At 71.5% G+C, this 13,827-nt stretch carries 12 protein-coding genes; 6 read left to right on the top strand and 6 right to left on the bottom strand.

Features of this window, described 5'->3' with window-relative positions:
- Positions 1-14: 14 nt before the first annotated feature.
- The 6 genes from BXA10_RS20215 to BXA10_RS20190 form a co-directional block, all read right to left on the bottom strand.
- A complete protein-coding gene (locus BXA10_RS20215) occupies positions 15-1,052 on the bottom strand; it encodes a glycoside hydrolase family 6 protein (protein ID WP_245828325.1) in 1,038 nt (345 codons plus the stop codon).
- Positions 1,053-1,083: 31 nt separating this feature from the next.
- A complete protein-coding gene (locus BXA10_RS20210) occupies positions 1,084-1,263 on the bottom strand; it encodes a DUF6104 family protein (protein ID WP_076472068.1) in 180 nt (59 codons plus the stop codon).
- Positions 1,264-1,370: 107 nt separating this feature from the next.
- Positions 1,371-5,102 (bottom strand): multifunctional oxoglutarate decarboxylase/oxoglutarate dehydrogenase thiamine pyrophosphate-binding subunit/dihydrolipoyllysine-residue succinyltransferase subunit, encoded by a 3,732-nt coding sequence (locus BXA10_RS20205; RefSeq protein ID WP_076472066.1) that lies wholly within the window; start codon positions 5,100-5,102, stop codon positions 1,371-1,373.
- A gap of 304 nt (positions 5,103-5,406) precedes the next feature.
- Positions 5,407-6,219, bottom strand: a complete 813-nt coding sequence (locus tag BXA10_RS20200) for an ABC transporter permease (RefSeq protein WP_076472064.1) — start codon at positions 6,217-6,219, stop codon at positions 5,407-5,409.
- Positions 6,216-7,148, bottom strand: a complete 933-nt coding sequence (locus BXA10_RS20195; protein ID WP_076472063.1) for an ABC transporter ATP-binding protein — start codon at positions 7,146-7,148, stop codon at positions 6,216-6,218. The genes BXA10_RS20200 and BXA10_RS20195 overlap by 4 nt, the downstream gene beginning before the upstream one ends.
- A 159-nt stretch (positions 7,149-7,307) precedes the next feature.
- Positions 7,308-7,973, bottom strand: coding sequence for a hypothetical protein (locus BXA10_RS20190; RefSeq protein WP_076472061.1), 666 nt, complete (start codon positions 7,971-7,973; stop codon positions 7,308-7,310).
- Positions 7,974-8,135: 162 nt separating this feature from the next.
- Here BXA10_RS20190 and BXA10_RS20185 point away from each other — a divergent pair, with 162 nt between their 5' ends.
- From BXA10_RS20185 to BXA10_RS20160, 6 genes are all read left to right on the top strand, one after another.
- Positions 8,136-8,903 (top strand): GNAT family N-acetyltransferase, encoded by a 768-nt coding sequence (locus BXA10_RS20185; RefSeq protein WP_076472059.1) that lies wholly within the window; start codon positions 8,136-8,138, stop codon positions 8,901-8,903.
- A complete protein-coding gene (locus tag BXA10_RS20180) occupies positions 8,900-9,847 on the top strand; it encodes a lysophospholipid acyltransferase family protein (protein ID WP_175649252.1) in 948 nt (315 codons plus the stop codon). The genes BXA10_RS20185 and BXA10_RS20180 overlap by 4 nt, the downstream gene beginning before the upstream one ends.
- Before the next feature lie 94 nt (positions 9,848-9,941).
- Complete coding sequence (locus tag BXA10_RS20175; RefSeq protein WP_076472056.1) at positions 9,942-10,772, top strand: DUF4097 family beta strand repeat-containing protein; 831 nt, start codon at positions 9,942-9,944, stop codon at positions 10,770-10,772.
- Positions 10,769-11,410, top strand: coding sequence for a PadR family transcriptional regulator (locus BXA10_RS20170; protein ID WP_076472055.1), 642 nt, complete (start codon positions 10,769-10,771; stop codon positions 11,408-11,410). Before BXA10_RS20175 ends, BXA10_RS20170 begins: the two co-directional genes overlap by 4 nt.
- A gap of 117 nt (positions 11,411-11,527) precedes the next feature.
- Positions 11,528-12,229: a response regulator transcription factor gene (locus tag BXA10_RS20165; RefSeq protein ID WP_076472053.1), complete on the top strand. Its 702-nt coding sequence runs from the start codon at positions 11,528-11,530 to the stop codon at positions 12,227-12,229.
- Complete coding sequence (locus BXA10_RS20160; RefSeq protein ID WP_076472050.1) at positions 12,226-13,770, top strand: sensor histidine kinase; 1,545 nt, start codon at positions 12,226-12,228, stop codon at positions 13,768-13,770. Before BXA10_RS20165 ends, BXA10_RS20160 begins: the two co-directional genes overlap by 4 nt.
- Positions 13,771-13,827: the final 57 nt, after the last annotated feature.

Below are 13,827 nucleotides of genomic sequence, written 5' to 3'. Positions count from 1 at the left end.
CGCCCCGGACCTGGTCAGCGTGCCTTCCGGGCCAGTCCGAGGGCGTACTCCGGCCACCATTCGCCGCTCTCCGGCTCGCCGGGGCGGCAGTCGCTGTCCGACTCTCCCGGGTACTTGATCCACAGCAGCGCGTCCACCCGATCCGGCCCCGGGTCGGCCGTCGGCTCCTCGCCGAGCGCCCGGCCGGGCGGATTGCACCAACTCGGCGCGCCGTTCACGGTGGCCGCCGGGTACGCGCCGTTGCCGTTGCGGCTGGTGTCGATGACGAAGCGGCTCTTGCCGCCGAGTTTGTCGGAGATCTGCTGCCCGTAGCGGACGTTCTCGTCCGTGCCGACGAAGTTCGCCACGTTGAGCGCGAACCCGTCCGCTTCCGTCACGCCCGCCTTGCGCAGCGCCGCCGCCAGGGCGCCGACGTCACGTATCCAGGCGGGGTGGCCGGCGTCGATGTAGACCCGGGCGCTGCCGGTGCTCCGCAGCACCGCCACCGCGTCCCGCAGCAGCGCGAACCTCCCACCGACATCCCGCGGGCAGCCGTCGACGGCGTCCGGCACCGCGCCGGGTTCGAGGATCACGATGACCGGCCGGCCGTTCACGCCGGACGCCACGTCCCGGATCCAGCGCTGGTATTCCACGGCGCTCGCCGCGCCTCCGGTCTCCTCCCGCCCGCAGTTGCGATCCGGCACGTTGTGCGCGACGAGTACGGGCGTCTGCCCGGCCAGGTACGCCTCTTGGAGGAACCCGTCCACCTCGTCGCGCACCGGGTCCTCTTCGCCGGTCAGCCACTTCGCCGTCGGCCGTGTGGCGATCTCGTTCAGCAGGGCGGCGTCCTCGGCCCGGCCCTGCTGCGACCGGCGTGCCGCCTCCTGAGCGGCCGGGTTGTCGGGATCGACGTAGAAGACCGGCGGCAGGGGCGGTGCGGAGACCTGGGGGCCGACCGGGGCCGTGGGCGCCGGAGGCTTCGGTTCGGCACCGCAGCCGGACAGGAGGAGGGCGAGTGCGGCGCCGACCGTCACGGCCGACTGACGGGCGAGCAGGGGGCGGGGCGGCAACACGCGGGGTCCGTTCGTCGGGGGCGGACGGTCGTCAGTCCTCGTCCTCGTCGTCGAGGCGGGCCAGCCAGGTGGCGAAACGTTCGACGGGCGTCTCGAACTCCGGGTTCAGGTCGACGAAGTCGCGCAGGCGTTCGGCGAGCCACTCGACGCTGATCTGTTCGTCGCCCCGGCGCTCGACGAGTTCCTCGATGCCTCGGTCGGTGAAGTACATGCGTACGTCCTCTTTCTAGGCCCGACGCGCGCCGGGCGGTTCTGCTACCGACGCAGCCGGGGCAGGCCGTCCATGACGGTCCTGCCCCGGCTTGCGACGCGATCAGATCACGGGCGGGGGAGAGCCGCCTCGATCAGGGCGTTCTGCTCGACCTCGTGCATCTTGGCCGAGCCGACCGACGGGGCGGCGGCGGCGGGCCGGGAGATCCGGCGCAGCCGTACGTCCGCGAGGTGCTCGAGCAGGTTGAGCGCGACGAACGACCAGGCGCCCTGGTTGGCCGGCTCCTCCTGCACCCAGGCGAAGTCCTCGGCGTTCGGGTACTGCGCCAGCGCGGCCCGGATCTCCTCCACCGGCATCGGGTAGAGCTGCTCGATCCGGATGATCGCGGTGTCGGTGATGCCGCGCTCCTGCCGGGCCTGGAACAGGTCGTAGTAGACCTTGCCCGAGCAGAGCAGCACCCGCTTCACCGACTCCGGTGCCGGGGCGGCCGAGTCGGCCAGCACCGGCTGGAAGGTGCCGGTGGTGAACTCCTCGACGTCGGAGACGCAGAGCTTGTGCCGCAGCAGCGACTTCGGCGTGAACACCACCAGCGGCTTGCGCTTCGGCGACAGCGCCTGGCGGCGCAGCAGGTGGAAGTAGTTCGCCGGGGTCGTCGGGATGGCGACGCGCATGTTGTCCTCGGCGCAGAGCTGCAGGAACCGCTCGGGACGGCCGGAGGTGTGGTCCGGGCCCTGGCCCTCGTGGCCGTGCGGCAGCAGCAGGGTCACCGCCGAGCGCTGGCCCCACTTGACCTCGCCGGAGGAGATGAACTCGTCGATCACCGACTGGGCGCCGTTGACGAAGTCGCCGAACTGGGCCTCCCAGCAGACCAGCGCGTTGATGTTCTCCACCGAGTAGCCGTACTCGAAGCCCATCGCCGCGTACTCGCTGAGCAGCGAGTCGTGCACGAAGAACCGGGAGCGTTCGCCGTCGCCGGTCAGCGACTTCAGCGGGAGGTAGTCCTCGCCGGTGCGCGCGTCCACGATCGAGGCGTGCCGCTGCACGAAGGTGCCACGACGGGAGTCCTGCCCGGCCAGCCGGACCGTCACCCCGTCGTTCAGCAGCGAGCCGAACGCGATGATCTCGCCGAAGCCCCAGTCGATATTGCCCTCGACGGACATCTTGGCCCGCCGGTCGAGCAGCTGCTGGATCCGCTTGTGCGGGGTGAAGCCGTCCGGCAGGTTGACGTGCGCGTCGCCGACGGCCCGCACGACCGACGCGTCGATCGCGGTGTCCACCTGCGGCTCCGGCTCCTCCTCGCGGCGGGGCCGGCTGAGCTGCCGCGGCATCGTGGCGGCGTCCCGGGTGGCCTTGAAGACCCGTTCGAGCTGCGCCTGGTAGTCGCGCAGCAGCTCCTCCGCGTCCTCCACGGTGATGTCGCCGCGACCGATCAGCTCCTCGGTGTAGAGCTTCCGCACCGAGCGCTTCGAGTCGATGATCTTGTACATCTGCGGGTTGGTCATCGAGGGGTCGTCGCCCTCGTTGTGGCCACGCCGGCGGTAGCAGACCATGTCGATCACGACGTCCTTGTTGAACGCCTGCCGGTACTCGAAGGCCAGCCGGGCGACCCGGACCACGGCCTCGGGGTCGTCGCCGTTGACGTGGAAGATCGGCGCCTGGATCATCCGGGCCACGTCGGTGCTGTAGAGGCTGGACCGGGAGTACTCGGGCGCGGTCGTGAAGCCGACCTGGTTGTTGACCACCACGTGCACGGTGCCGCCGGTGCGGTACCCGCGTAGCTGGGACAGGTTCAGGGTCTCGGCCACCACACCCTGGCCGGCGAAGGCCGCGTCACCGTGCACCGCCAGCGGCAGCACGGTGTAGCCCTCCAGCTTCAGGTCGATCCGGTCCTGCTTGGCCCGGACGATGCCCTCCAGCACCGGGTCGACGGCCTCCAGGTGCGACGGGTTGGCCACCACCGAGACCTTGACCGAGTTCGCCCCGTCCGGGGTGGTGAACTTGCCGTTCTGGCCGAGGTGGTACTTCACGTCGCCGGAGCCCTGCGTCGAACGCGGGTCGAGGTGTCCCTCGAACTCCGAGAAGATCTTCTCGTACGGCTTGCCGACGATGTTGGCCAGCACGTTGAGCCGGCCCCGGTGCGCCATGCCGATGACGACCTCGTCCAGGCCCCCCTCGGCGGCGGACTCCAGCACCTCGCCCAGCAGCGGGATCAGGGACTCGCCGCCCTCCAGCGAGAAACGCTTCTGGCCGACGTACTTGGTCTGCAGGAACGTCTCGAACGCCTCGGCGGCGTTGAGCCGGTTCAGCACATGCTTCTGCTCGTCCGGAACGGGCTTCTCGTACTTGCGCTCGATCCGCTCCTGGAGCCAGCGCCGCTCCTCCGGGTCCTGGATGTGCATGTACTCGATGCCGACCCGGCGGCAGTACGAGTCGCGCAGCACCCCGAGGATCTCGCGCAGCTTCATCCGCTGCTTGCCCGCGAAGCCGTTGACCGGGAAGGTGCGGTCCAGGTCCCACAGCGTCAGCCCGTGCTGGAGCACGTCCAGGTCGGGGTGCTTGCGGATCTCGAACTCCAGCGGGTCGGTGTCGGCCATGAGGTGGCCCCGCACCCGGTAGGCGTGGATCAGCTCGTGCACCCGGGCGGTCTTGTTGATCTGGCCCTCGCTGTCGACCGCGACGTCGCGCATCCAGCGCACCGGCTCGTACGGGATGCGCAGCGAGGTGAAGATCTCGTCGTAGAAGCCGTGCTCGCCGAGGACCAGCTCGTGCATGGCCTTGAGGAACTCGCCGGACTGCGCGCCCTGGATGACCCGGTGGTCGTACGTGCTGGTCAGCGTGATGACCTTGCTGACCGCCAGCTCGGCGAGGGTGGCCTCGGACATGCCCTGGTACGGCGCCGGGTACTCCATGGCGCCGACGCCGATGATCGCGCTCTGCCCCTGCATGAGTCGCGGCATCGAGTGGACGGTGCCGATGCCGCCCGGGTTGGTCAGCGAGATGGTGGTGCCGCCGTAGTCCTCCATGGTCAGCTCGTTACGGCGGGCCCGCCGGACCACGTCCTCGTACGCCTGCCAGAACTGCCGGAAGTCCATCTGCTCGCAGGACTTGATGGACGGGACCACCAGGTTGCGGCTGCCGTCGGGCCGGGTCATGTCGATCGCGATGCCCAGGTTGACGTGCTCGGGACGGACCAGCGTCGGCTTGCCGTCGACCGCGGCGTAGGAGTTGTTCATCTCCGGGTGCTGGGCCAGCGCCCGGACCAGCGCGTACCCGATGAGGTGGGTGAAGCTGACCTTGCCGCCGCGGCCCCGGGCGAGGTGGTTGTTGATCACGATGCGGTTGTCGACCAGCAGCTTGGCCGGGACGGCACGCACGCTTGTCGCGGTCGGCACGCTGAGCGAGGCGTCCATGTTCTGGACGATCTTCGCGGCGACGCCGCGCAGCGGGGTGGTCTGCGGGCCGGTCGCCGTCGGGGCGGACGCGGCCGGCTTGGCCGCCGGCTTGGCGGCGGAGGTGGCCGCCGGCTTCGCCGGGGCCGCCGCCTTGGCGGGCGCGGCCGGGCTCGGCTTGGCCTCGGCGGGCTTGGTGGCGGGCTGGGCGACCGCGGCGACCGGCTCCTGCTGCTCGGCCGGCTCCGGCGTGGTGGTCGGCGCCGGCTTCGCCTCGGGGCGCGGGGTCGCGGCACCCGGAGCCGGGCGGTAGTCGGCGAAGAAGTCGTGCCAGGCCGAGTCGACACTCTTGGGATCGGCGAGATAACGCTGGTACATCTCCTCGACGATCCACTCGTTCGGGCCGAAACCCGCCAGTGGGTTCTCCTGCGAAGTCTGCTGGGTCGACACGGCCGGTAATCGCCTCTTTCACGCGGGTTTGGTGTGTCACGCGGCGCCCGCTGGACCCCTGTTATCACGGGTCTGCTCGGGACGCTACAAGGCTACGCCGTGCGGATCCCTACGGCATTTCCGCCTCCATCGCGTGGTCGGTTTCACAGAAGATGCCAGAAGTTCAAGAAGCGCTGCGCGTCCCATTGACTCCTGCTATGGCCGAAGAGTCCAGGTGACCGCGGGGAACCCCGCCCGCGACGACCCCGGTCCGGTGGCTGGTCGCCAGTCGGCCGGGGTCGTCGGAACGGCGGACGGACGCGGGTCAGGAGATGTCGCGCCGACGGGTGATCAGGACACCGGCGACACCGCTCACGAGCGCGTATCCGGCCAGCACCAGCGCGCCGACCCACCAGGCGGGGGTCAACGGCGACTGGCCTTCGCTGATCATTACCTGGGAGGCCACGGCGGGCCAGATCACCTGCCACTTCACGACCGCCTGCGTGTCGAGCAGGCTCGAGAGCAGGAGGAACAGCAGACCGACCACCTGAGTGCCGATCAGGTAGAGCACGGCGGCCGTGATCACCGCGCCGAGCTGGTTGGTGATCAGCGTGCCGATGCCCACCCCGAGGATCGTCCAGATCGCGTACGCGAGCAGGTTGAACAGCAGGGCCCGCTGCACCGGCCACTCACCGAGCTGGGTGCCGTGGTCGGTGATGGTGAGGAACGCCGCGCCGGCCACCAGGTCGATCACGGTGGTCGCCAGCCAGAAGAGGAAGCCCAGCAGGCTGGCCGCGACGAGCTTTCCGATGATCACCGACGTCCGCCGCGGGGTCGCCAGGAACGTCGTGGTCGCCGTCTGGTGGAAGAACTCGTTGGTGACCATCAGGATGCCGATGAGCATCACGAACATCAGCCCGAGGTACTGGCCCGAGGTGTAGATGTTCGCCGCCTGCGCCGCCGGCGTCGACTGCTCCCCGCTCAACCCGACGGTGTCGGCGTCGCCGCCGAGCACGGTGCTCGCGACCCACGCGTTGAAGGCGAACGCCAGGACGATCGAGACGAAGGCGCCGATGGCCAGCCACCACCAGGTGCTGGTGGTGCGGATCTTGAGGAGCTCGGCTCTGACCAGGTTCATCGGATGCCCGCCTTTCCGGCCGTCAACTCCAGGAAGACCCCTTCCAGGTCGGGTCGTTCCGTGGTGAGTTCGTGCAGCTCGACGCCGGCCCCGAGAGCGACCCGGCCGACCGTGGCCGCGTCCACACCGGCGACCAGCAGGGCGCCCTGCCCGTCGCCGTCGACTGTCGCGTTCTGGCTCTTCAAGGCCGCGACGAGCGCCTCGGCCTGCGGAGTGCGGACGCGGACCCGCACGCCCTGTGTCATGGATCCGATCACCTGGTCGACCGGCCCCTGACGGACCAGGTGACCGGCCGCGATGATCACCACGTCGTCCGCGAGCAGTTGCATCTCCGACAGCAGGTGGCTGGAGACCAGGACGGTGCGTCCCTCGTGGGCCAGGCCCTTGAGCAACCCGCGCATCCACCGGATGCCCTCCGGGTCGAGCCCGTTCGCCGGCTCGTCGAGGACCAGGACCCGGGGGTCGCCGAGCATCGCCGCGGCGATGCCGAGCCGCTGCTTCATGCCGAGCGAGTAGCCCTTGAACTTCCGTTTCGCCGCCGGAGTCAGCCCGACCAGGGCGAGCGCCTCGTCGGCGCGTTGCCTCGGCAGCCCCGCCGCCGCGCAGAGCACCCGCAGGTGGTTGATCCCGGTCCGGCCCTTGTGCGCACTGGACGCCTCCAGCACGGCGCCCACGTGCCGCAGCGGCTCGACGAGGTCGGCGTACCGCTGGCCGCCGATGGTCGCCGTGCCGCTGGTCGGGGTCACCAGGTTCAGCAGCATGCGCAGGGTGGTGGTCTTGCCCGCGCCGTTCGGGCCGAGGAAGCCGGTCACCCGACCCGGCTCGACCGTGAAGGACAGGTTGTTGACCGCCCGGACGTTGCGGTACTGCTTCGTCAGGCCGGACACCACGATCTGACCGCTGGTGGGGCTTCGCTGCCCGTCAGACATCGTTCTCCTCCCGTGCGATGGCGTCGAGGTACGCCGTTGCACAGCGTGGCGGGCACGCGCGGCAAGGTCAATCAGGCGCGATCCGTACCCACGCCTCCGCCTCGGGCAGGAGTCCGGTCATCCGCGAGGACTACGCCCCGTCGATCGGCCGCGGTCGGGTCAGGCCCGGTCCGGGCCGGTCGGCAGGGCGATCCAGGTGGCTCGGGCGCAGGCGAGCAGGCCGCCGTCCGGCCCGTACAGGCTGCTGTGCACCAGTGCCTTGCGCCCCTCGACGGCGACCGTCACACCGGTCACCACGCACTCGTCGCCCGGCTCGGGCAGCGCGTCCACGCGCGCGGCGATCCGCCCCAGGACGTACGGGCGGCCGGGCGCGATGACCGACCAGCCTCCGGGGCAGTCCAGCGCCGCCCAGACGGTCGCTCCCGTGACCTGCTCGGGAGCGCGGAACGGCGCGGCGGTCCGGCCGTCCGGCAGCCGGCCGGGAAAGATCCGTAGCCCGTCCGCCCGCTGTGGCCCGCAGACGTAGCAGCCGGGAAACGGATGATCGACCAGTCCGGGGTACCTGGCGGCGGCGTCGACGGCGGTGGCCCGGTCCACCGGCGGCACCACCGCGTCGACGGGTGGGGTCGGGCGTATCTCGGCGACCACCAGCCCGGTCGGGTCGCGGACCTCGCCGTCGACGAGGGCCAGGGGCGTCTCCAGCGGCGGCGGCCGGCGCAGTGTCACCTCGACCGGCCCCGGACCGGCCTCGGCGGCGAGGATCCCGGCGCTCCAGCCACCGTTGCCGGAGCCGGGCGGGCCGTTGTAGCGGGACTCGATGCGCACCGGCTGACCTCCGTGGGGGCACGACCCGGCACCGCCGCCGGGTCCCGTCCGGCAGCCTCGCACGACCGGTGAGCGCGACGCACACCGGTGGCCGACCGGCGTTCACCGGATCGACACTCCTCGCCACCCGGGCCGGCAACCCGGGACGCCTACACAGATCACATGGCTGTTCTGCATGCCGCTGGGACCTCCCTGACGACCAGCGGTTACACCCTGCTGATCGCCGACGACCCGACTCAGGTCGCGGCCGCGCAACGCCTGCGTCACGAGGTGTTCGCCACCGAGCTCGGTGCCAACCTCCGCCCGGACGTCACCGGGCTGGACGTGGACCCGTTCGACGCGTACTGCGACCATCTGATCGTCCGGCAGGAGAGCACCGGGGCGGTGGTCGGTACGTACCGGCTGCTGCCGCCCGGCCGGACCGACCGCCGGTACGCCGAGGACGAGTTCGACCTGTCCGCGCTCGCCCCGATGTGCGACGACCTGGTCGAGGCGGGCCGCTCCTGCGTGCACCCGGACCACCGCACCGGCGCGGTGATCAATTTGATGTGGGCCGGTATCACTCGCTACCTGCACCTGCGCGGATCCCGCTGGCTGGGTGGCTGTGCCTCGGTGCCGGTGGACGACGGTGGCCGGGCCGTGGCGGAGGTGTGGTCGCGGGCGCAGGCCCGGCACCTGGCTCCGCCGCCGCTGCGGGTACGTCCGCGACGGCCCTGGTTCGCCGAGGCGCCGGCCGCACCGACCGGTGGGCCGGACGATTCGAGTCTGGTGCCACCGCTGCTCCGCGGCTACCTGCGGCTCGGCGCGTGGATCTGCGGCGAGCCGTCGTACGACCCGGACTTCGGCGTCGCCGACTTCTACGTACTCCTCTCCCTGGACCGGATGAACCCGCGCTACCTGCGGCACTTCCTCGGTGGGTCGGAGCAGTGACCGCTATGACGAACGACCTGTGGCGCCCCACCTCCGGCTGTGGTGAGCAGTGCCTGCCGGCTGCGGGGGAGACGCCGGGTGTACCGGTGGTCCAGCAGGTGGGAAGGCTGCTCGCCGGGGTCGGGATGCTGCTGCTCGGCGCCGGACTGGCCGCGGTACTGCCGATGCTCCCGGGCCGGGACGGGCAGGCGGCGGTGCGTGCCTGGGCCCGGTGGACCGCCCGAGCCTTCGGGGTGCGCCTGGTGGTGCGCGGTCGGCCACCCCGGCGGCGGTCGTTGCTGGTCGCGAACCACATGTCCTGGTTCGACATCCTGGTCGTGCTGGCCGCCGCCCCGAGCCGGATGATGGCGAAGCGGGAGGTCCGATCCTGGCCGCTGATCGGCCTGCTGGCCGCCGCGGCGGGCACCCTCTTCGTGGACCGGTCCCGGCCCCGCGAGCTACCGGTCGCCGTGCGCCGGGTCGCCGACGCGCTGCGTGGCGGTCGGGCGGTCGCCGTCTTCCCGGAGGGTACGACCTGGTGCGCGGGGGACGGTGCGGTCGACTGCCGCCCCGGCGGCGGTTTCCGGCCGGCCATGTTCCAGGCGGCGATCGACGCCGGCGCCCCGATCGTCCCGCTGCGGATCGTCTACCGCTCGGCGGCGACCGGGGCGGGCACCACGGCGGCCGCCTTCCTGGGCGAGGAGAGCCTGCTGCGCTCGGTACGCCGGGTGCTCGCGGCCCGGGGACTCGAGGTCACGGTGACTATCACCGCCGCGCTGCACCCGAGCGGGGACGCGGACCGTCGGTTGCTGGCCCGGGCGGCCGAGTCCGCCGTGCATCTCGTGCCGGCTGTCGCCGTCCCGGCACGTCGGTCGGGCGACTTCGGCCCGGCCTCGCCGCTCTCCGGCCGCGTGGTGGACCGCTCGGACCGGATCGGCGCCGGAGGGCTCGACCTGGCGGCCTGAGGGAAACGCGACAGTCTTGTGCTGTCGCGATGTATCGCGTTACTCTCTCCCTCATCGACGCGCCGCCGGCGTGTCGTCGGAGGGGGAGGATGCCATGGCCGGTTGGACGGTCGACAGCCCACAGCGGCTGAGCCTGGACGGGCCGGTGAACCGGCTGGACGTGCGCCTGTTCAGCGGGCGGCTGAACGTGGTGGCCACCGACGGGCCGGCCCGGGTCGACATCACCCGGGTGGGCCGCCGGCCGATCCTGGTCGACCACCACGACGGGCGGCTCTCCGTCCGGCAGGAACGGAACTGGAGCTGGCGGGACCTCTTCCGGTGGAGCGGGCCGTTCGGGCACTGGGCCCGGGTGGACGTCTCCATCGCGGTACCCGCCGACGTCTGGGCCGACCTGCGCCTGGTCGACGGCTCGCTGGTCGCCTCCGGGCTGCGCCGGCAGACCCGCGCCGACGTCACCTCCGGGCAGATCACCCTGATGGGCCTGCGCGGCAGCACCATGGCGAAGATCGTCTCCGGGCCGGTCGAGGCGCTCGGCGTCGGCGGCGACCTGCACATGGAGACCGTCTCCGGCGAGGTCATCCTGGCCGACAGCGCCGCCGCGCAGGTACGGGCGCAGACGGTGTCGGGTGCGATCACCTGCGATCTCGACAATCCGCGCAGCAGCGAGATCCGGCTGCACACCATCTCCGGCAGCATCACCGTCCGGGTCCGCGAGGACAGCGACCTCGCCGTACGCCTGCACACCACCTCCGGCCGGATCACCAGCGGCTTCCAGCAGGTGCGCACCGAGTCCACGATCGGCTCGGTGGCCAACAGCGAGGGAGTGCTCGGCACCGGCGACGGTAAGCTCTGGGCGTCCGCCACGTCCGGCAGCATCGCGCTGCTCGCCCGCCCGGTGGACGACGAGGAGGATGAGCTGCCGTGACGGCTGTCTTCAGTCACGGGCGGCTCCGGCTGTACCTGCTCAGGCTCCTGGACGACGGCCCGAAGCACGGCTACGAGCTGATCCGGTTGCTCGAGGACCGCTTCCTCGGCCTCTACGCACCCAGCGCCGGCACCATCTACCCCCGCCTCCAGCGGTTGGAGGCGGAGGGGCTGGTCACGCACACCGCCGCCGGTGGCCGGAAGACGTACGAGATCACCGACGCCGGCCGGGCCGAGCTGCGGCAACGTGCCGACGAACTGGCCGCGCTGGAGTCGGACATCGCGGCCTCGGTCGAGGATCTCTCCGCGCTCGCCGGCGAGATCCGCAACGAGGTACGTGGCTCCGTCCGTGACCTCAAGCGGGAGCTGCGGGAGGCCACGCGGCAAACCCGGCAGGAGCGGCGCGCAAGGTGGGAACCGCCCTCGTTCACCTCCGGGCCGCCGCCGTTCCCGCCCGGTCCGCCGCGGGGGGCGGAGCCCGCTCCGGCCGCGCTTGCCGAGTTCGACAAGCGGTTGGCCGAGTTCACCGCCGAGGTGGGCCGGCTGGTACGCGCCCGCCGGTTCACCGACTCGCAGCTGGGCACCGCGATCCGGCTGCTCGACGGCGCCCTGGACGGGCTCCGCCGGCTGCTGCGCTGACCGGCCGGTGGACGCGTCCGGGCGCGGTACCCGGCCCGAACGCCGCTCTCCCCGCTCACAGGTTCTTTGCAGGAAGCGTCCAGCGCGGGCGCAGTCACTTCGCGGATGATGGGGCACATGCCCGCTACCCAGACCGAGGCGCGACTGCTCGTCGTCGAGGACGACCCCAACATCCTCGAACTGCTCTCCGCGAGCCTGCGGTTCGCGGGTTTCGACGTGGCCACCGCGACCAGCGGCAGCACCGCGCTGACCGCCGCCAAGGACCACCGGCCGGACCTCGTCGTACTCGACGTGATGCTCCCCGACCTCGACGGCTTCGAGGTCATCCGGATGCTCAGGGAGGCCGGCACCCGTACGCCAGTGGTCTTCCTGACCGCACGGGACGCCACCGACGACAAGATCCGCGGCCTCACCCTGGGCGGGGACGACTACGTCACCAAGCCGTTCAGCCTGGAGGAGTTGACCGCGCGGATCCGGGCGGTGCTGCGCCGTACGAGCAGCGGGGAGCAGCCGCCCTCCCGGCTGACCTTCGCCGACCTCGAACTGGACGAGGAGACCCACGAGGTCTACCGGGCCGGCCAGCGGGTGCAGCTCTCGCCGACCGAGTTCAAGCTGCTGCGCTACCTGATGTTGAACGCCAACCGCGTGCTGTCCAAGGCGCAGATCCTCGACCACGTGTGGAACTACGACTTCCGCGGCGACGACAACATCGTCGAGTCGTACATCTCGTACCTGCGGCGCAAGGTCGACACCACCCAGCCCCGGTTGATCCACACGCTCCGCGGCGTGGGGTACGTGCTGCGCAAGCCGGCGGCGTGAACGCGGTCGGACAGGCGAAGGGACGGCTGCGCAGCGTTCCGTTGCGGGTGAAGCTGGTCACCGCTGTCCTCACGCTGGTCACCCTCGCACTCGTGGTGATCAGCGTGGCGACGGCCTATTTCCTGCACAGCTATCTGGTCGGTCGGATCGACGGTCAGCTCACCACGCAGCTGGATCGCGGCATCGTGGCCAACGAGACCACCGCGAACAACTTGCCGACCGACTACCTGGTGGTCAACTTCGACCGTAATCTCCGCCTTCGTTTCGTGCTGCGGGATCCGTCACTCGCCGAGAACGACCTGCCTGCGGGCCTGAACGACCCTGGCTGGTACGAGCGGCACGCCGGCCGGGAAGCCTTCACCACGGACGGGGCCGACAAGCGCGTCCGTTGGCGGATCAATGTGCGCCAGGTGGGCGACGACCAGTTCACAGTCGTCGGTCAGAACCTCGCGGACGTCGACGTCGCTGTGCGGCAGCTGCTCTGGATCGACGTGCTGGTCGGCGGGGCGGTGCTGATCCTGCTCGCCTCCGTCGGCGCGGCGATCGTGCGGACCAGCCTGAAGCCGCTTGTCGAGATCGAGCGGACGGCTGCCGCCATCGCCGGCGGCGACCTCACCCAGCGGGTGCCCGATCCGGAGCAGGGGCAGGAGTACCCCACGTCGGAGCTGGGCCGGCTCTCCCGCGCGCTGAACGCGATGCTGAGCCAGATCGAGGCCGCCTTCACGGCCCGGGCCGCCTCGGAGAGCGCCGCCCGCTCGGCCGAGGTGGCCGCCCGGGACGCGGCCGTCGCCGCCCAGGCGTCCGAGGCCCGGGCGCGCCGCTCGGAGGAGCGGATGCGGCAGTTCGTGGCGGACGCCTCGCACGAGCTGCGTACCCCGTTGACCACCATCCGCGGCTTCGCCGAGCTGTACCGGCAGGGCGCCGCCCGCGACCCGGAGCAGACGGCCGGGCTGCTGCGCCGCATCGAGGACGAGGCGGCCCGGATGGGCCTGCTCGTGGAGGACCTGCTGCTGCTCGCCCGGCTGGACCGGGAACGGCCGATCACCCTGGCCCCGGTGGAGCTGCCGGTGCTCGCCGGTGACGCGGTCCAGGCCGCCCGGGCGGTCGCCCCGGACCGGAGGATCGAGCTGGAGATCGAACCCGGCGCCGGTCCGCTGGTGGTGCTCGGCGACGACGCCCGGCTGCGTCAGATCATCGGCAACCTCATGACCAACGCGCTCAGCCACACCCCGCCGGACGCCTCCGTGACCCTCCGGCTGCGCGCCGAGCGGGGGAACCTGGCCGTGGTGGAGGTGGCCGACACCGGCCCCGGGTTGACCCCGGAGCAGGCCGAACGCGTCTTCGAGCGGTTCTACCGGGTCGACGCGGCCCGTACCCGCCGGGCCGGCGGAAACACCGGTACGGGCCTCGGCCTGGCCATCGTGGCGGCCCTGGTCAGCGCCCACCACGGGAACGTGGAGGTCGCTGAGACGCCGGGCGGTGGGGCCACCTTCCGGGTCCGGCTGCCCCTGGTGCCGGCGACAGACGCGGACGGCGAGTGACTTTCAGGCAACTTCCAGGTCGGTTCCAGCTTGATCGCAGAGCAACGGGAGAAGGTT

It is taken from the genome of Micromonospora avicenniae (assembly GCF_900156065.1).
Lineage (GTDB): Bacteria > Actinomycetota > Actinomycetes > Mycobacteriales > Micromonosporaceae > Micromonospora > Micromonospora avicenniae.
The sequence above is the reverse complement of the archived record's forward strand: the minus strand, read 5'-3'. Positions and strand labels throughout refer to the sequence as shown.